Origin of the sequence: Sinimarinibacterium flocculans (assembly GCF_003201205.1) — a bacterium.
In the GTDB taxonomy this organism is placed as follows: domain Bacteria; phylum Pseudomonadota; class Gammaproteobacteria; order Nevskiales; family Nevskiaceae; genus Solimonas; species Solimonas flocculans.
On the sequence record NZ_QICN01000003.1, the window covers coordinates 387,571 to 405,467 of the forward strand.

Annotated in this window: 16 protein-coding genes; 1 reads left to right on the plus strand and 15 read right to left on the minus strand. The window is 64.7% G+C overall.

All coding sequences use genetic code 11. The features are described from left to right. Window positions 1-66: 66 nt before the first annotated feature. The 15 genes from C8D93_RS08180 to C8D93_RS08250 all read right to left on the minus strand — a co-directional run bounded on the left by C8D93_RS08180 (window position 67) and on the right by C8D93_RS08250 (window position 16,436). Window positions 67-1,044: a sulfotransferase family protein gene (locus C8D93_RS08180; RefSeq protein ID WP_146216546.1), complete on the minus strand. Its 978-nt coding sequence runs from the start codon at window positions 1,042-1,044 to the stop codon at window positions 67-69. Further along, entirely contained in the window at window positions 1,041-2,891 is a 1,851-nt protein-coding gene (locus tag C8D93_RS08185; protein ID WP_110264672.1) for a glycosyltransferase family 2 protein, read from the minus strand. The genes C8D93_RS08180 and C8D93_RS08185 overlap by 4 nt, the downstream gene beginning before the upstream one ends. 37 nt (window positions 2,892-2,928) lie before the next feature. Further along, window positions 2,929-4,605 (minus strand): polysaccharide biosynthesis/export family protein, encoded by a 1,677-nt coding sequence (locus C8D93_RS08190; RefSeq protein ID WP_110264673.1) that lies wholly within the window; start codon window positions 4,603-4,605, stop codon window positions 2,929-2,931. Beyond that, window positions 4,602-5,732: a KpsE/RkpR family capsule polysaccharide export protein gene (locus tag C8D93_RS08195; RefSeq protein WP_110264674.1), complete on the minus strand. Its 1,131-nt coding sequence runs from the start codon at window positions 5,730-5,732 to the stop codon at window positions 4,602-4,604. Before C8D93_RS08195 ends, C8D93_RS08190 begins: the two co-directional genes overlap by 4 nt. Next, window positions 5,729-6,400 (minus strand): ABC transporter ATP-binding protein, encoded by a 672-nt coding sequence (locus C8D93_RS08200; protein ID WP_110264675.1) that lies wholly within the window; start codon window positions 6,398-6,400, stop codon window positions 5,729-5,731. Before C8D93_RS08200 ends, C8D93_RS08195 begins: the two co-directional genes overlap by 4 nt. A 6-nt stretch (window positions 6,401-6,406) precedes the next feature. Continuing rightward, window positions 6,407-7,132 carry an ABC transporter permease gene (locus tag C8D93_RS08205; RefSeq protein WP_146216547.1) on the minus strand — a complete coding sequence of 242 codons (726 nt, stop codon included), beginning with the start codon at window positions 7,130-7,132 and terminating at the stop codon, window positions 6,407-6,409. 96 nt (window positions 7,133-7,228) lie between these two features. Then, window positions 7,229-7,909: a sulfotransferase family 2 domain-containing protein gene (locus C8D93_RS08210; protein WP_110264677.1), complete on the minus strand. Its 681-nt coding sequence runs from the start codon at window positions 7,907-7,909 to the stop codon at window positions 7,229-7,231. Next, a complete protein-coding gene (locus C8D93_RS08215) occupies window positions 7,906-8,640 on the minus strand; it encodes a sulfotransferase family protein (protein WP_110264678.1) in 735 nt (244 codons plus the stop codon). The genes C8D93_RS08210 and C8D93_RS08215 overlap by 4 nt, the downstream gene beginning before the upstream one ends. A 6-nt stretch (window positions 8,641-8,646) precedes the next feature. Beyond that, complete coding sequence (locus tag C8D93_RS08220) at window positions 8,647-9,267, minus strand: nuclear transport factor 2 family protein (RefSeq protein WP_146216548.1); 621 nt, start codon at window positions 9,265-9,267, stop codon at window positions 8,647-8,649. 109 nt (window positions 9,268-9,376) lie between these two features. Next, a complete protein-coding gene (locus C8D93_RS08225) occupies window positions 9,377-10,261 on the minus strand; it encodes a peptidylprolyl isomerase (protein WP_170123959.1) in 885 nt (294 codons plus the stop codon). A 231-nt stretch (window positions 10,262-10,492) separates the two neighbouring features. Next, the gene (locus C8D93_RS08230; protein ID WP_110264681.1) at window positions 10,493-12,529 is read right to left on the minus strand and encodes a hypothetical protein; all 2,037 of its coding nucleotides are present in this window, start codon (window positions 12,527-12,529) and stop codon (window positions 10,493-10,495) included. Between the two features lie 420 nt (window positions 12,530-12,949). Continuing rightward, complete coding sequence (locus tag C8D93_RS21230; RefSeq protein ID WP_110264682.1) at window positions 12,950-13,645, minus strand: DUF6351 family protein; 696 nt, start codon at window positions 13,643-13,645, stop codon at window positions 12,950-12,952. Between the two features lie 4 nt (window positions 13,646-13,649). Next, entirely contained in the window at window positions 13,650-15,398 is a 1,749-nt protein-coding gene (locus tag C8D93_RS08240) for a DUF6351 family protein (protein ID WP_110264683.1), read from the minus strand. A gap of 93 nt (window positions 15,399-15,491) precedes the next feature. Further along, window positions 15,492-15,815, minus strand: coding sequence for a hypothetical protein (locus C8D93_RS08245; RefSeq protein WP_110264684.1), 324 nt, complete (start codon window positions 15,813-15,815; stop codon window positions 15,492-15,494). 42 nt (window positions 15,816-15,857) lie between these two features. Then, the gene (locus tag C8D93_RS08250; protein WP_110264685.1) at window positions 15,858-16,436 is read right to left on the minus strand and encodes a thioredoxin family protein; all 579 of its coding nucleotides are present in this window, start codon (window positions 16,434-16,436) and stop codon (window positions 15,858-15,860) included. A gap of 166 nt (window positions 16,437-16,602) precedes the next feature. On the opposite strand from C8D93_RS08250, the gene metK reads away from it, so the two are divergent. Next, window positions 16,603-17,805 carry a methionine adenosyltransferase gene (metK, locus tag C8D93_RS08255; RefSeq protein WP_110264686.1) on the plus strand — a complete coding sequence of 401 codons (1,203 nt, stop codon included), beginning with the start codon at window positions 16,603-16,605 and terminating at the stop codon, window positions 17,803-17,805. The last annotated feature ends 92 nt before the right edge of the window (window positions 17,806-17,897 follow it).

The window sequence follows — 17,897 nt, forward strand, 5'->3', positions numbered from 1 at the left end:
GAGCCGGGGCGAGCGTCGCGCGGCATTGGGAAAGCCGGCAATCATACATGTCGTAACGCCGACGCCTCATCGGCGTGGCTTGGCGCCGACCGGTGGCGCGGCACCGGCCTTCATACCGCTTCCTGGCAGGTCGATGACATCGCCGGCGATGCGGGCCGTCACGACATCGCCGGCCCGCACCTCGCCCGCCCCGCAACGATACAGAAAGCCGCAGTTTCCCGATGCATGAAGCCCCCGCCTGCGAATGTCTTGCCGTTGCAGATCGGCGGTGACGGTCGCCAGCGTCCGGCCGTTGACCGAGATCCGGACATCGACCGCCTCCCCGCGATCCGGCCAGCATGCCCAGCCTGCGATCGCCTCGCAGTCGGCGCGGCCAAGCCGCCCCTTGCCGCCCCAGTTGCGCGATGCCCTGAGGTATCGCGGCGAATCCCGGCGGATGAAACGCACCGCTTGTGTACACCCGGCCGCATCCGCGCCGGCAAATGTCGCGAGTGCGCTGACGAACGCCGCCTTGTCCAGCATCGCCTTCTCATAGGACACGAGCATCGTCGGCGCACGCACCTGCCGGACCCACTCGAGCAGCACGCCGTACTGGCGGTAGCTGGCGGCAAGGTTGTCGACCACGTTGGCGCGCATTGACACCCGGTTGCGCGTCGCAATGGCCAGCATGTCGCGAAAGACGACGACGTAACGGGGGTTGGTGAAATGCCGTTCCAGTTCGCCGAGCGCGCCGAGCGAAGAGGGCCGCTTCCAACCCCAAGGCCGACCCGCTGCGTTCCGTATGGCGACGAGACGCCTGATCGGTCCCGTGTCGCCCGCCTCGAGCGCACGGCTCAGCTCGAGGTCTTCGTATACGGCGTTCGCCGCCGCGCCTCCCATCATGTCGATGCCAAGGTGGTGCAGCGCTCCGGCGACCATCGTCGTGCCGCTGCGCGCCAGGCCGGCGACGACCAGCGTACGCCGCGCAGGTGGGCGAGCGGCATTGAGCACACACAACCCGTCATTCCTCAGTGCCGCCAATGGGGATTCGGACACTTCCGTCATCCTCTAGTGCCCTGAGCACCGCTGTACAGCCAGCCAATGTACGGGCGCGGCACGTCCGCGAGCGAGAAGTCCTCGCGGGCCAGGGTCAGGTTCCGGTTGTAGTGCGGATCGCGCGCCAGCACCTCTGCCCAGCGCCGGCGCATGTAGGCCTTCTCGCGTTCGAAGGCACGTTTGCGCAGTGGCGTTTCATCGCTGCCCCTCGATAGCGATTCGTGATGCGTCAGTTCGGCGTAGGGCGTCCAGACGCAACGCAAGCCGCGCTCGCCGAGACGCAGACAGAAGTCGACGTCGTTGAAGGCAACCGGCAGATTGTCTTGGTCCAGACCGCCGAGTGCGAGGTAGTCCGATCGCCGAACCATCAGGCAGGCCCCGGTGACGGCGGAGAGCGTTTGCGGCAGCACCAGCCGAAAGAAGTAGCCTGCCGCATCGGCTGCGGCGAACTTGTGGCTGTGCCCGGCGACGCCGCCCAGTCCGAGGACGACGCCACCGTGCTGCACCCTGCCGTCAGGGTAGTACAGCTTGGCGCCCACCGCGCCGACACCAGGCGCATATAGACGCGACACCAGCTCTTCGAGCCAACCGGTGGAGCGCACTTCGATATCGTCGTTGAGCAGCAGCAGCACGTCTCCGCTGGCCTCTCGCGCCGCAAAGTTGTTGATCGCCGAGTAGTTGAAAGCGTGGTCATAGCGAATGACCCGCACCTTGTCGTGCGATGCGACGGCCTCGAGATACTGCAGCGTCTGCGGCTCGCGGCTCTGATTGTCGATCAGGATGATCTCGAAGGACGCATAGGTGCTGCGCTCCAGGATTCCGTCGACACAGCGACGCAGATGGTCCCCGCCGTCGCGTGTCGGAATCAGGATGCTGACCCGCGGCTCGGGAGCGGGAACGGGGTAGCTCACCCGGTATGTCGTCGGGAAGGGGCCGCTGTCGACGCGGACACCCGCGTCATCGGCGAACCGGCTCTGTAGCGCCGCAACGCCCGCTGCGTGCGCACCGCGCTTTGCCGAGGCATCCAGTGCCGTGGACCCGGGTGATTGCCGCCAGTGATACAGGATGGCCGGAATGTGCACGACCTCCTCCGCGGAAAGTCGGGCCTCGCAACGCAGGATCAGATCATAGTCCTGACTACCGTCGTATCCGCGGCGAAAGCCGCCGATCTCTTCGAGGAGGCCGCGCTCGATTGCAACCAGATGACCGACGTAGTTCACGGCGTGCAGCAGGTCGGGATTCCAGTCCGGCTTGAAGTGGGGTGCGCAACGCCGCCCCACCTCGTCGAGCTTGTCCTCGTCCGAGTAAAGGAGCCTGGCGCCCGGCGCCTTGCGCAGCGCAGCGACGATGAAATGCAGCGCCCATGGCGCCAGCATGTCGTCGTGATCGAGCAGTACGACATGACTGCCGCGCGCAAGCTTCAGGGCCGCTGCCGAGGCGCCGGCGATCCCGGTGTTCTCCGGGCGCAGGACGACGCGGATTCTCGTATCGCGCCCCGCCGCAGATTCGATCAATTCGCGCACCTGAGGATTCCGCGAGGCATCGTCGCAGATGCAGAGCTCCCAGCGCGTGTACGTCTGCGCGCTCACCGATTCGAGCGCGCAATGCAGGTGATCGATGCACGGATCGAAGACAGGCATCAGGATCGACAGCAGAGGTCCGTCCGGATGGTGTTGCGCACGCAGGCTTTCGATGTCGCCGGCTGACGGTTCGAGTCCCTCCAGCCATCTCGCGTAGTGGCGCATCGACCACGACGCGGCGGCGTCGTCACGCCCGGCCATACGCAGCAGCTTGCGAATGACACGCGCGCCGAGAACCCAGGCGCGCCAGCGGGCATCCGCCCAGGCGGCACGCACGCCTATGGACAGCGGCCTCTGCAACGGCTCCCCCGGCTCAGATGCTCAGCACGACGCCGGCGGACAGCGCGATCTGGTACAGCACCTGCACCATGTCCTTGGTCAGCTGGAAGTTCTTCGTGTCGACCTTGGGCAGGACGATCAGCTCGTCGCCGGGCTGCACTTCTGCGCGGGCGAACCAGCCCTGGCTCGCCTCCCGCATCTCACCGCTGGGACGGACCAGGAAGATCCGGTTGGCGTCCCCGCTCTGCGTCAACCCTCCAGCCTGTTCGAGATAGTAGGCCACACCCTGCCCCTCGCGGTGAACGAAGGATGTGGGGAAAAAGACCTCTCCCTGAACGGCCACGGTGTTGACCTTGCGGGGAATCCTCAGCACGTCGCCGTCCTGCAGATCCACGGTGCGCGGGTCGAACCCCGCGTGAAGCACCAGCCGCCCCTGGGGCTCGATGGCGCGTGCGCGCTCCACGAAGCGCAGTACCAGTTCCGCTTCGCGTGCGCGAAGCTCCGCTTCTTCACGAGTGCCCGAGCGTGCATTCAGGACAGCCTGTTCGAGCTTGTGCAGCATCTCGTCGAGCACCTGCTTTTGACGCTCCGCGATGCTCTTCCGGTAGAGCTGAAGGCCGTCCATATCCGAGCGTTCGGTCGTGCCGACTCTTTCGAGCAGGTCAGCCAGAGTGCTGCCGTAGGGCAACGTCACCTGGCCCAGCCCCGAAAATTCGCCTTCGACGCGTGCAACGATCGTTGCAACCTGTCGATCAGCGAAGACCTCGAGTTCGTCACCGGAAACGACCGTGACGGCGTCCAGATCGGCGTCGACGGAAAGGTACTCCGCCTCGCGTTCGCTGGTCTGATTGCGCGTCAGCAGCACGTGCGTGCTGCGCGGATCCGCACCGGCCATCTCGAGCAGATCGGCGACCGACACTGTCTCGACGAACTCGAACTGTCCGGGATTGCGCACGAGCCCTCCGATGCGGGCCGTGGCCTTCTTCGGCCAGACGACGATGGTGTCCCCGTCGCGGAACTGGAACAGCGGGAGTTCTCCCCGAATCAGGAAGTCATAAAGATTGAATCGGCCGACCGTCTGCCCACCGCGCAAGACGCGCACGTCGAGAAAGCTGCCAGTCTGTGGGTCGACGCCGCCAGCGAGATCGAGAAAGTGCAGCAGCGAGTCCGAGGCGAAGGCGCCGTAGAGCCCCGGCGCTCGAACATACCCGGTCACAAAGACCTTCACGGGCTCGGCCGTGGCCAGAGAGGCGTAGACGCCGACATTGTCCCTGTAGACCTCGCGGACCCTTGAGCCGACCAGGTCGTTCAGTTCGGCGTTCTGCACGCCGAGGACGCGGGTTGGGCCAACACGCGGCACAAAGATGTTGCCGTGCGCGTCGACTTCCAGAATCACGGCCAGATCGACAGCCCCCCACAGCTTCAGGTCGATCCGGTCGCCCACGCTGATGATGTGCTCGGGATTGAACCCGCGGAACGACTGTTGCGCGAAACGGCCCTGGAAAAGGCTGGCGCCGAATACGTCGCTGCGCTGCCCCGACGGCGCCGCAACCACCTCGCTGCTGGACGGCAGCGGCGGCGCGGAGCGGGTCGGCACTTCCACGGGCGGCGGTGCCACTGCAGACACCTGGGCCGCCGCGTCGGGCAACCACGGAAAGCCGGACAAGAGGCATGCGACCACCATTGCGCGGCCGAAACGCAGCACGTTCATTCCTTGTGATCCTCGATGGTCGCCACGACAAGGCCCAGGACGAAGTACAGCAGATTGAGCGCGACGAAAACCGTGACGGTCCAGTAACCGACCCGCGGGTGCTCAACGGCGTCTGGCAGACTGGGGGAAGACAACGCGACCAGATACTTCACTTTCCTGGCCGCGTCCAGGCGCGTCGCCTCGAGCGTACCCAGCGCAGTTTTATAGATCTCGCTGGCCAGGGTCAGATCCATCTGTGCGTCCTGGTAGGCCAGCAGCGTGTCGTTGATTCCGTTCCCACCGTTGCTCCCGACGAGCCGCTCCCGCTCCTGCTCGATCTGCTCCCGCAGCGCCTCGATTCGCGCCTTGGCCGCCGCAAGCTCCGCAGCCTGCGGCGTCAGATAGGCGCTCAGGGCCCGGTATTCGGTGCGCTGCCTGCTCAACTCCTGCTCGAGCCCGGAGAGGATGGAGCCGGCAACTTCCGCCTCCTTCTCTGGACTGAACACATCGTAGCGTCGCTGCAACGTGATCATGCCGCTGGATGCGGCCTTGAACCGTTCGTTCGCCTTCTCAACTTCGTCCTCGACGAACGCCAGCTGTTCGCGCGCAAGCTCGCGGCTGATCTCGTTGACGAAATGCTCGGCACGCCGAACCATGCCTTGCGCAACCCGCTGGGCATAGGCTGGATCGTGCGCCGTTACCTCCAACTCGACGATGTATGTCTGGTCATCGACATACGTCTTGATCCTGTCCCGGAAGTAGTCGAGAAAGTCTTCGTTGGGTGCATCAGGATCCAACCGACTGAAGATGTCGATGGCACCGGAACTGTAGTGGCCGCGAAGGTCGAACTCGGCGTCGAGGTATTCGAGCATCGCCCGGGATCTCATGAAGGTCTCGACAACCAGCGCGTCCGTCTTGCTGCTCTGCCCGCCCAGAGACAGCGCGCCCAGCGTCAGCTCGGCTGCGGCCATTGCGGTGCTGCTCTCTCGCTCGACCATGACCTGTGCGCGGCTGATGTAGCCGTCCGTCGCCACAAGGCCCAGGTACGCGAAAACCAGGAGCGTCGGAAGAAGCACCACGACGACGTACCGTTGCTGCCGGCTGCTCCCGACCTCTCGGAGTCGCTGCTTCACGCCTTCGATATTCATGCTGCGATCTGGTCCTTCTTGTAGGCCTCGACCGCGGCCCCGATATCGTCGTAGTAGATCGCCCGACCCTGCTTCATGTAGACGCCGACCTCGCAGTCGCGCTGAAGCGTGTCCAGGCTGTGGCTCACCATGATGATGCTGGCGCGACCCTTCTTCTCGTTGAAGGTCGCCTTGGCCTTCTTCTTGAATTTCTGGTCGCCGACGGCTGTCAGCTCGTCGATGAGGTAGTAGTCGTAGTCGAAGGACATGCTGATCGAGAATGCGAGCCTCGCACGCATGCCCGAGGAGTAGGTCTGCACCGGCAGATCGAAGAAGGAACCGAGTTCCGAAAACTGCCGAATGAAGTCGACCCGCTCCGCTGCGGTGTCAGGGTCATCGCCGCTGATGCGGCAGATGAAGCGGGCGTTGTCCCGTCCCGAAATCTTCTGCGCGAAACCACTCGTCAGGCCGAGCGGCGGGGAAATGGCGCCGTCGGCCTCGACCGATCCCGAATCCGGCAGTTCGATACCGCCGATCAGGCGCAGGAGCGTGCTCTTGCCCGCGCCGTTTCGTCCGACGATGCCCACATGGGTACGCGACGGCAACTGCAGGCTCAGGTTGCGCATGACGTAGTACCGGGACAGCCCCTGCAACGGATACGACTTGGTGATCGACTTGACCTGAATCATGCCCGTTCAGATCAGCTGGGAAAGATAGCGCCGGTACCCGGACAGTGCCGAAAAGGCGAGCACGAAGTTCATCAGCCACAGATAGCTCATGCTGGCCGGTGACGTGTACCCGTGGAGCACCGCATCCCGAACCAGATCGATACCGTGGAGTGCCGGATTCCACAGCAGATAGACCCGCAGGTTCTGCGGCACCATCTCGATGGTGTAGAACACCCCGGAGATGAACAGCATCGGCCGCATGATCAGCCCGAACACCTTCTTGAGGTCCTGGAAGACCGTCCCATAAACCTCGAACAGCAGACCCAGGCTGGTCCCCAGGACGAAGAGTGAAAACATGGATGCCAGCAGGAGCAGCGGGTCCTGGATGCGCAGGGGCTCGCCGAGCCACACCCAGCCGGCGAGGAAGATCAAGGTCACCCCCAGCAACAGCAGCGCGTCGATGATGCATCTCGCGAGCACGACGTCGACGGGCTTGATCTGGCGGTAGTTGAACAAGCCGTTCAGGCTCTCGCAGACACCCTGCGCGCGCTGGACGCAGTGCGTGAAAATGAAGTACGGCACCGCGCCGAAGACGAAGAAGATGATCGGGCTGTCGCCATACAGGGGCGCATGCCCGCCGCGGATCACCGCATGAAGGATCGTGAAGATGGCAACCATCGCCGCAGGCTCTGCGAAAGCCCAGAAATAGCCTGTCTGGAGCCGCCCGAACTGGTTCTTCAGTTCGCGCAGCATGAACGCGTGCAGTGAGGTCAGAAAGACCTGCACGCTCGTTCGTCCGCGTGCTCTCGGAGGTAGGGTCGGGATCAGCACGGCCGGTCCGACGTCTCTTCAGCGTCCCATGAATCGTTGTCGCGCATAGTCGTAAACCGCGAACTCCAGCGGATGACGCGCGATGAACTCTTCCCTCAGTCCGTCGGGCACAACCTGATCCCGAGGCGTGGCGTTGAGGTACTCGAGCTTGGAGTGTTGATTGTAGGGCTTTCCCAGGGCAAGCGCGATGCGCGCCAGCGATTCGTCCAGATGCTCGGTCAACCCGACTTCTATGAAGTCCTCCTCGATCACGTTCCGGTAGTTCTCGAGGGTCACGACGCGTGGAAAGTGATTCAACATCGGCGACGAGAACGTTCTCAGATAGTCCTGCAGCGGCTGTAGGGGTACGCGCCCCTGATCCCGCCACGAGCCGCCCGCCTTTCGTACGTAGAAGTATCTCGAAACCGCCATCTCGAACGGATCGCGCAGAATCGTGACGAACTGCCTGACGTCAGGATAGTAGTCCTGGACGCCGAACGACCTGGCCCGATTGAAGTGCCCGTAAACCACCACCGGACGCGAGACCGAATGCAGGGCGCGCAAATCGTGGCGTTCGGGCAGGCAGCCCTCACGCTCGTCGTAGTAGTGGCGCAGGAAGCCATCGCCGAACCAGCGCTCGAACACCGCTCGCGCCGTGATGCCGCCCGCCTTGGGAACATGAATCGCGATCAGCGGCTCGGCGCGGTCGTAGGCCCTCATGTCCGGCCAGGTGAATCCAGCCAGTGCCCGAGATCGCGCCCGAGGTAGCGCTGCAAGGAAACGATGCGCGGTCGGTAGATCCGATCCAGCTCCTTGCGCAGGAAGGGCGTCAGCTCGCGCGGTGGCCCCTCGCGAACGCGTGCACGCAGCGCCCGCTCACTGCCTTCCGGCAAAGAGGCAGCGTCCACGCCGATGTGGTCACAGACCTGCCTCACTGACTGTGCAGGGTCTCCGAGCAAGTCTTCGTAGTGGAGAATCAGCAGTTGTCCGGGCCTCATGTGAGGCTGCCAACGCCGAAGCGTCATCTCATAGTCGCCGCGGGAGACGGATCCGCGAGATTGCAGCAACGGCAGGAACCACTCGTCGGTCGCCTCGTCAGGCTCGAGTTGTGACCAGCCGTAAAACATCCGCGCCGCGGACCAGGCACGCTCGATCGGATTGCGCAGCACAAAGAGCACACGCACGCCGGGAAAAGCCGCCAGCAACGTGCGCACCGTCTCCTCGCGTAACGTGGCATAGGCGGGCGTCATGTCACCTAGCCGCCTCTCTGGCTGCCCGGAGAACAGCCGCCGGTATCCCTCGAGATCCGGCGGCTTGCGCCCACTCTCCACCCAATCCCAGTAGTGAACCTCCTTGCCGCCCGGGAACCCCAAGCCGGGGTGCTGGGCGAGGACCCGATGCAGCCAGCTCGTTCCCGCCTTCTGCGCCCCGATGCAGAGGAAGTCAGGCATCAGCGGTCAGCGCGGCTCGACGTACCACCACTCCCCGTCGACCTTGACCCAGGTGTCGGTCACGGGGGCGTCCAGTTTGAGGGGATCACTCCCGCCGAACCCTGAGGTCGTGAAGTACAGCGTGAGCGCCACCTTGGCGGATGGTGGCGTTCCCTCCTCGAACCTGACCGAGTCGATCCGAATCGAATCGCGCTGTACCTGCGCCGCGTACTGATTGTTGAGGTGATTGAGACTGTTGGCCTTTCTGTACGTGGGAGTAGCGAACTCGTAGACCTTGGCCATGTCGACCTTGATCAGGGCATCCCATCGGGCCTCAACGCGCGCACGAAGCGCCTGCTCCTCCTTTTCCAGGTTCCCCAGCCCCTCAACTTTCTTCGCGGGAGGGGCAGATACCTCTTCCGACTCGGGAGGATTCACCAGCGGCGTATCGGGCTTGAAGGGGCCGGGCATCGGCTGCTCAGCACCCGCCGCCCCCACTGGCGTTTCGCTGCCGCCATCGGCCGCCAGCGCATGGCCCGAAAGGCCCAGAGCGACACTCAAGAACCCAGCAGCAAGTGCAGATCGCGCCACGCGGATGTCCAGGAAAAAAAGCTTCGAATGACTACGGTTCATCTTCTTCTCACTCAATGATTGATCGCGAAGGGTCGTCCATCTGCTGTACGACGCCCCACGCACCTCGGCGGGCAATTGACTGCTTAGGCTCGCCGAGGTTCCCCGAACCAGCCACACCCTGCACTCAGGGCGTGGCTGGCTCGGCCGTCTCGCTCTCCGGCATCGATGCCCGCATCTCGCGCAGGAGGTTCTGGATGGCGGCGAGGTCGATCGCCTCATCTCGGGGGTAGGCATCGCCTCGAGCCTGCTCCATCGCGCTGAACCGAAGCTGCTGTCTGATCTGCTCTTCGATTGCCGGCTTCACCTCGTCGAAGCTGAGCTGCCGGGAGGGCTCGAGCTCGGTCAGCTTGATCAGGTGAATGCCATATGCGGTTTCGACAGGGCCGCTGACATCACCCACTTCCTTGAGCGCGAACGCGGCGTTCTCGAACTGGGGCACGGTCTTGCCATCACGCAACAGCCAACTGGAAATCTCGCCTCCGGCGCCCGCCGTCGAAGGATCGTCCGAGTACTCCTTTGCCAGGGCGGCGAAGGACTCGCCTTTCGCCAGCCGTCCCTGAATCTTGCGAATCGTCTCGGCAGGCTTTGGCACCTCACAGCGGCAGCCCGTGCCAGGGGTAACCAGAATGTGCGCAACCTTCCGCCTCTCGTGCGTCACCCATTTGTCCTGCTGCTGCAGATACCGCTCCTTGGCAAGGACTTCCAGATCGTCAGGCACTTCGATCTGACGGGAGACCCGACCGAGCATCGCAGCCACGAGAATCATCCGGCGCGCACGACTAAGCTGCGCGGCCACGACAGGGTCTTTGTCCAGGCCAAGCTCCGCTGCCTGCGCAGCGAGGTCGCTGTTGGAGTGGAAGTCGAGCACGTTGTCGAGCAGGGCCTCGCGACTGCCAAGCAGGCGGTCCGCTTGTTCGGCCTTCATCTCGATGAAGTTCGCCCGATAGTCCGCCAGTGTCAGGCGGGCGTTCTCCGATTCGCTGATCACGGCGGGGTCAGCGGCTTCCACAGCGGCACGCGCTCCCAAGCTCTGGCAACCCGCGAGCGTTGAAAGACCCAGTGCAGCGAAGCCCGTAATCAGAAACCTTGGGGCGAAGAAGACAGTTCGGTATGCCATACCTCAGATCAGTCCGGAGTTCAAAAAAAAACCGGCGGATTCCTCCGCCGGCCTCATCAGAAGGGGCGCCCCGAAGGGCGCCCCTATACTTCTGGCGGTCGATTGCCCGACCTTCGAACCAGATTACGGGGTCAGCGACCGACCGTAGCCGTGGTCCGCGGCGCTCGCATAGTTCTGCGTGGCGTCGTTGCGGTTACGCAGCTTCAGCAGGAAGCCGATGACCGGCAGGCCGTCCATCGCCGACAGCGCCTGACCGTTACCACCGAAGGCGGTCGGGTCGAGCGGCAGCGTGGCCGACTGGAAGCCCAGCGAGTTGGCCGTCAGGTTCATGCTCACCCAGCCGTTGTCGTTGTTCGGCGCCGGCAGACCCGTCGTCTGGACGGTGTTCTGCGGACCGGACGGATAGTTGGCCAGCAGACGGTTCAGACCCGTCGGGAAGCCCGTGCCCAGACCGCGGAAGCCGAGGGCCGACACACCGTCAAAGGTGATGACGTTCGACTCGTAGCACAGCTGAGCGACGAAGACATCCGGCGGCGGAGCCGGCGACACGACCGGACCACCCGCAGCAGCCTGACCGATGGCCTGCTCGGCACGATCGAACACCGAGAACTCCACCTCATTGCAAGCGCGGGCTTCGTTCGGCGTCGCACCGTTGAACGGGTTCTGGAACGGCGGGTAGGCAACCATCAGCGGACGAGCCACCGTGGCAACGTTGACGCCCGGTCCCGGCTGGCCCAGATCAGCTTCCGGACGGCCACGCGAGCCGGCGAAGCCGCCACCAGCAGCGATCGGCAGCGGGATACCGAACTGCACACCGGCGCCACGATCGACGTAGAAGCTCTTCGTCGGCATGGTGACAATCCAGTCGGTCGACACGCCGCGGGTATCGCCATCATCGACGTTCGCCCACTCGTTGTTGATGGCCGAACGCATGATCGTCGCGCTCATGGCGTCGATACCACGCAGTCCGCCGGCAACGTTCGTGTAGGTGGCATCCGGCTGCACCGACACCGCCTGGTTCAGGCTGTCATCCCACCAGTTGGCTTCCGGCGGGAAAGCGTCGTTCAGGCTCGGCTCCAAGAAGCCGTTGCTGAACTGGCGCGTGACCAGGTTCGGGCAGCTGACCGCGTTGGCCACCGCTGCGAAGGCGGTATCCAGAGCCAGCGCACCGCCCGGCTGCCAGAGGTTGGCATTCGCCGCTTCACGCTGATCGCCACGGGTGACGACGCAGTCGACGTCCGCAAGCGTTGCCGCGATGTTGGCCGCATCCATCGGCGCATCTGCAACGCCGCTGTTGTAGAAGTTGCCCCACACCGACGCGGCGCCGCCGGCTTCGGTACCGCGAGCCGGGTTCACCAGACGGAAGTTGTACTTCAGAGCATTGATCGGCTCACCGAACTGACGCGCCGTCGCGAGAATCTGACGGATCGTGTCGCTGCCGGTGGTGGCCTGGTCGTCAATGGCGGCGACCGTCTCGTCGACACCGTAGACGCCACCGACCACCTCAGCACGCGAACCCGGGCCGAAGGCACCGTCGAGCGCGCGGCAGTCGTGGTTCTCGATCGCGTTGCCGACGTTGATCACGCCGGTCGGATCCTGGGCGACGTACGACGAATCCTTCGTGCCGATGGTGCGACCCATGACGACGAACTCGACGTAGCCCTCACGCAGACGATCGACGCCAACCGGGCCGGTGTCGTTGCTGCTGGGGTTGCCGCCGCTGAAACCAGCGGTCGACATCAGCTGACCCGTGGTGTTGCGGTTGCTGATGTTGTTGGTCTGGCTGTTCAGGACAACGCTGCTCGGAATCGTGCAGGTGATGCGGCCGTTGCTGTCGGCGCTGTCTTCGCCGATGAAGCGCGGGCCGTTGTCCGAGTCAACCAGACGGCCAATGAAGACGTCGTAGCCCGAAAGCGCGACGTTGAAGTCGAGCACGTCGCGGCTGTTGAGCGCCTCGTGGAAGCGGACCTTGACCACGATCGGGTCAGGGCTCGTGTTGGTCAGATTGATCAGCGTCTGCCAGCCATCACGCACCGTGTAATACGGCGCGATGGCCACCTCGCCGACACCGTCGCCAGCGACATTCACCGCCGACGCGTTCTGCGAGAGCAGCGCCGCTGCGGCCGCAGCGAGTGCTCCAGTACTGCGAAGAAATTTCATTGCTTCAAACTCCCAAAGGTTGATGAACCCGGATGGTCGTCCTGACTAGCTGCGCGTGCCGGACGGGTACTGCTGACGGAACATCCGTGGCGAACTTTACCACCGACTAAGTGGAACTTCTATCCACGCACGCAGTGTTCCCGTGAGTCTGGTTTGAGTCTTGTTGTTCCTGCGACCCCTCCCTGACCAGCAGCAGTCAAGAACCAACTATCAAGGCCCCGCGTTACAGCGGCGAGTGCCGGGCCGGACACTAACCTCGCCGTTTTGGGCTGTCAAGGGAAATCCCCCGCAGCTCAGTCCTCTACGTCACACTTCGAAGCAAGCGAAGTCCGTGCCAAGCCTGTCATGACCCGACGCCCCCCGATCGTGACCGGGTGCACGGATTCGCCGCGCATTCGTGCCATTCAAGGAACACGCCGGTCAGCTCGCGGATTCGGAGCGTGCGACCCGCCATTTGAGTTCGAAAGGCGTCCGCAGCTCCGTGCCGCCGATGCTGGGCCACGCGAGGCTGCGTTCGACGTCTTCGGCCGCCGCGCGATCGAAGTCGCAGACGCCCTCCGGAAAGATGGCCTGCAGCTCGGCAAGCTGGCCAGAGTCGAGACGCCCGCCGTAATCGTCGGGGTCGATGGGGCGGAGTTGGCAACGGATGATGTCGTCGGTGAACGGCATGCCGGCCACCATGCGCGGTGTGCGCGTGACCGGCAGCGTCAGCGAGCATATGCCGATGCCCCGCCCCTCCGGGCCGAAGTCTTCCGGGACATTGACGCGCAGCGGCACGTCGACATCGAAACCAGGCACCTGCTCGTGCAGAGACTCGATCGTCGGCAGCAGGGGGAGCTGTGCAAGCCCGAGCGGCAACAGGATCGCGTCCGGCAGTTCGAGTCGCCCACCAATGGTGCCGAACGTGCAGTAGTCCCCGGCAAGGACCGGCTTGGCGGCCTGCACCGCCGCCACATGGTCGCCCCCGTACGCGGGCCGCAGGGGTTCGAGCGCCTCGAGCCACTGCTCCATCACCGGGTAGCCGTCGGCCTGGGTGACGACGCCGCGCCAGATTCCCTGCGTCACCGTCTGCCCGCTCTGCTTTTCGAGGCGGGCACGGATGATGAATGGCCGCACGGCCTCATGAGATGTTGGCGACCGGAATCAGATCGAGGTAGGGCGCGTGGTCGAGGACCGGTGTTTCCGCCAGCCGCCCGCGGCCGATGACACCACCGATGCGGTACGCAATGCGGGCCATGTCCTCATCCATGCGCATGCGGTCGGCGACGACGCGACCATCGACGCTGAAGCCTCCCACGTTGCGGTTCAGGTCGAGAAACTCTTCGGCACTGGTCGTGCCGTCCAGCAGCGCCTCCAGGCCATACTGGACGCCAGTATTGTCCAGCGGACGCCTCGCATAACCGGTTGCGGGGTCGCGGCCGAAGATATTGACGTTGGCGTCCTGCACCGTGCAGCGTACGCCATCGAGCTTCGGTCCGTCCGGATGGTCGGGACCGCGATAGCGGTCTTCCGCCGGCACCGGACCGCAGCCCACCTCCGGATTGAGCAGGTCCAGGAAGGCGTCGACCCAGGACGCGCAGATCGCATTGAGCTGGTTGCCGACGAGCAGGTTGTGGCCGTTGACGGCGGCCTGCTTGGCCTGCGACCAGTCGAGCGGGCTGTTCTCGTAGTAGTTCTGCAGCAGTCCGCAATCAGCAACGGTCATCGCCGTGGTCAGGATGTCGGCGAACGAGGCCGTGGGCATGGCCGCGCTGATCAGGCCCGGCGCGTTGTTCGCTGCGTTGTATTGCTGCAGGGCGGCTCCCGAACCGTTGGTGCCGATCAGGAAGCGCACGGGCCCGTAGCGCTCGATGATGTGCTCCTTGGTCATCATCGTCGTTTCGAGACTGATCATCGGATTGCAGTGGTTGCCGAAGGCACTGAGCGTGTTGTGCACGATCAGGTCGCCCTTGCCGAGGCGATCGGCGATCCCGACCAGATTGACCAGCAGGTTGTCGGCGGAGAACTCGGTCAGCGCCAGCGCGCCGAGCACGATGTTCGGATCGCTGCGCCCCTGCTGATAACCGACGCCGCAGGATTCCCCGAAGACGTAATAGACCTGCCGGTTCCACAGCGCCGGCTCGAATGACGCGTCGGGCCCGCGCGCCGCCGGATCGTCGAGGACCGCCATGCGTGCGATACCGCGGTTGATCGTCGAGGTCTCGAGGCGGACGACGAAGGGCACCGCCCGGCCGTCCTTGGTCTCCGTCATGATCACGTCGCCCGGGTACGGCGCATACGGATCCGTCAGTTCCTCGAAGCCCTGCGAGGTGATCGAGCGGTAGTACCAGCGATACTGGGTCTCGATCGAGCAGTTGGCATCGACCGGCTCGCCCAGCCCGGCATCGACGGTGCGGCAGACGAAGGGCGTCTGATGGGGGCCGGAAATGACCGGGCCCGAGCGCGGATGGTTGCGGACCTCGAGCGCCGCGCGACGCACGCCGGCAGTTCCTTCGACGACAGCCTCGATCGCATTGGCGCCCTCGACCAGCCCGGTCACGAGTCCGCGCAGGTCACCGCTGTCGTCGCGGCCGAACGCGGCACTGACGTCCTCCCCGTTGCGCCGCACCCGTAACCGGTCGTCCGCCGCCAGTCCGCGCAGGGCCAGCAGCACGTCGCCGCTGGTTACGGCGTCCGGCAGCGTCGACAGGGTGACCATCTCGAACTCCCCGGCAGCCAGAGCCGGAGTCCGCAAGGTATGCGGGTCCGCCTCGACCGTACGCGTTTGCGCGCCGCCGTCCGTGACGGAGGCCGGATCGCTGCTGCCGCAGCCGGAAAGCCACAACGCAGCCAGGATCAGGCCCCAGGCCGGAAACGCCGTCTTGCTCATCTCTCCCCCATCGTCGCGAAGTGCCCGGTCGTTCGCCGGGGGCGCGAGTATTGCACCCGCATGACAGCTTGCCGATGGGAATAGACGCCAGCCTTAGGATTTGCGTTCGCGTTTCGGCTCACCCGCGAAACGTCTCCGCGTGGCGCGATATAGCAGGTAAACCGCCCACGGATACGCCAGCAGCCACCAGCCCGCCGCCTCCTGCAGGGAGAGGGCCTGTTCGGGATAACGCGCCCGCGCGATCGCCATGTAAATCCACAGGAACAGCCACGGCAACTGCGAGGCCGCCGTCCACGCGAGCTTGCGCACCCAGCCGCAGCGACGCGAAAACAGGATCAGCAGGGCCGGCAGCAGGATGCAGGTCAAGGCCAGCAACCGGCGCCAGGCATCGTCCACGAGCAACCAGTCGGCGCTCACCGCATCACCCTGCGACCGGATGGCGAGCCAGGCGACGACGCGCTACCCGGCATCGGCGCGAACCTGCTTTGTCCACTTGATATTGCAGCCCATGCTGGGATGTTGCTGCTGCGAAGGCGGCTCCCCCGCCAGAACGGCGTCGATCGCCGCGCGCAGGTCGGCACCGGTCAGCGGGCGGGCGTTGCCCGGCGTCGAGTCGTCGAGCCGGCCACGGTAAGCCAGCTTGAGTTCGCGGTCGAACAGGAAGAAATCCGGCGTACAGGCGGCTTGATAGGCCCGTGCCACCTGCTGGCTGGCGTCATGCAGATAAGGAAACGGATACCCGAGCCGCAGCGCCGTCTCGCGCATCGCCTCGGGGCTGTCCTCCGGGTAGGCCGATGCGTCATTGCTAGAGATCGCGACGATCCCCAGCCGCGGCGGCCGGTAGTCCGCCGCCAGCCGCAGCAGTTCCGGATTGACGTGCTTCACGTAAGGGCAATGGTTGCAGATGAACATCACCAGCGTGGCGGCATCGCCGCGCAGCGTCTGCAGGTCGAGCATCTGGCCGCTGACGGTATCGGGCAGCCTGAAATCCGGCGCCGGCGTGGCCAGGGGCAGCATGTGGGAGGGCGTCAGGGCCATGGCGAAGCGGTGGGGCCGTCGAGCAGGGGCGCGAGTCTAGCGCAGCCCCCCGCAGGCTTCGCGGACTGCTAGACTATCCGCCTATCCGTATAGACAGATATGCGCGCTGCGGCCACGCTGACGCGATCCTGTTCCCTTCCATCGCGAACACCCGAGGGTTACCGCCGTGAGTCAGTTTCTCTTCACCTCAGAGTCCGTTTCCGAGGGCCATCCGGACAAGCTCGCCGACCAGATTTCCGATGCGGTGCTCGACGCCATCCTCGTGCAGGACAAGCGAGCCCGGGTCGCGTGCGAAACCATGGTCAAGACCGGTGTCGCCATCGTTGCGGGCGAGATCACGACCAGCGCCTGGGTCGATCTCGAGGCACTGGCGCGCAAGGTCATCAATGACATCGGCTACACCTCGTCGGACGTCGGTTTCGACGGCGCGACCTGCGGCGTGCTCAACCTGATCGGCAAGCAGTCGCCGGACATCGCCATGGGCGTGGACCGCAAGAAGCCCGAGGAGCAGGGCGCCGGCGACCAGGGCCTGATGTTCGGCTACGCCTGCAACGAGACCAGGGAACTGATGCCGGCGGCGATCTACTACTCGCATCGCCTCGTCGAGCAGCAATCGAAGGCGCGCAAGGGCAAGAAGGCCAAGCTGCCGTGGCTGCGGCCGGATGCGAAGTCGCAGGTCACGCTGCGCTACGACAACGACGTCGCCGTCGGCATCGATGCGGTGGTGCTGTCGACGCAGCACGATCCCGAGATCAAGCTCAAGGACCTGCGCGAAGCGGTCATGGAAGAGATCATCAAGCCGGTGCTGCCGGCGAAGCTGATCACCAAAGCCACGAAGTTCCACATCAATCCGACGGGCAACTTCGTCATCGGCGGCCCGGTCGGCGACTGCGGCCTGACCGGACGCAAGATCATCGTCGACACCTACGGCGGCTGGGCGCGTCATGGTGGCGGCGCGTTCTCGGGCAAGGACCCGTCGAAGGTCGACCGCTCGGCCGCGTATGCGGCGCGTTACGTCGCCAAGAACATCGTCGCCGCCGGCCTCGCCGCGCGCTGCGAGGTGCAGGTGAGCTACGCCATCGGCGTCGCCCAGCCGACCTCGATCATGGTGACGACCTTCGGCACCGGCAAGATCAGCGATGCCGGCCTCGAGAAGCTGGTGCGCAAGCACTTCGACCTGCGTCCCTACGGCATCAGCAAGATGCTCGATCTGGTCCATCCGATGTACCAGGCCACGGCCGCCTACGGCCATTTCGGCCGCAAGCCCTACGAGGTCAAGCTCGCTAACGGCGAATCCTTCACCGCGTTCTCGTGGGAGAAGACGGACAAGGCCGAGGTCCTGGCCGCCGATGCGAAGAAGCTGAAGTAGGAGCGGCTTCAGCCGCGACCGAAGGCCGCCGCGAGGCGGCCTTCGTGTTTCTGGCAACCGTCGAATCTATATCCCTTCATCCGCATAAGCGG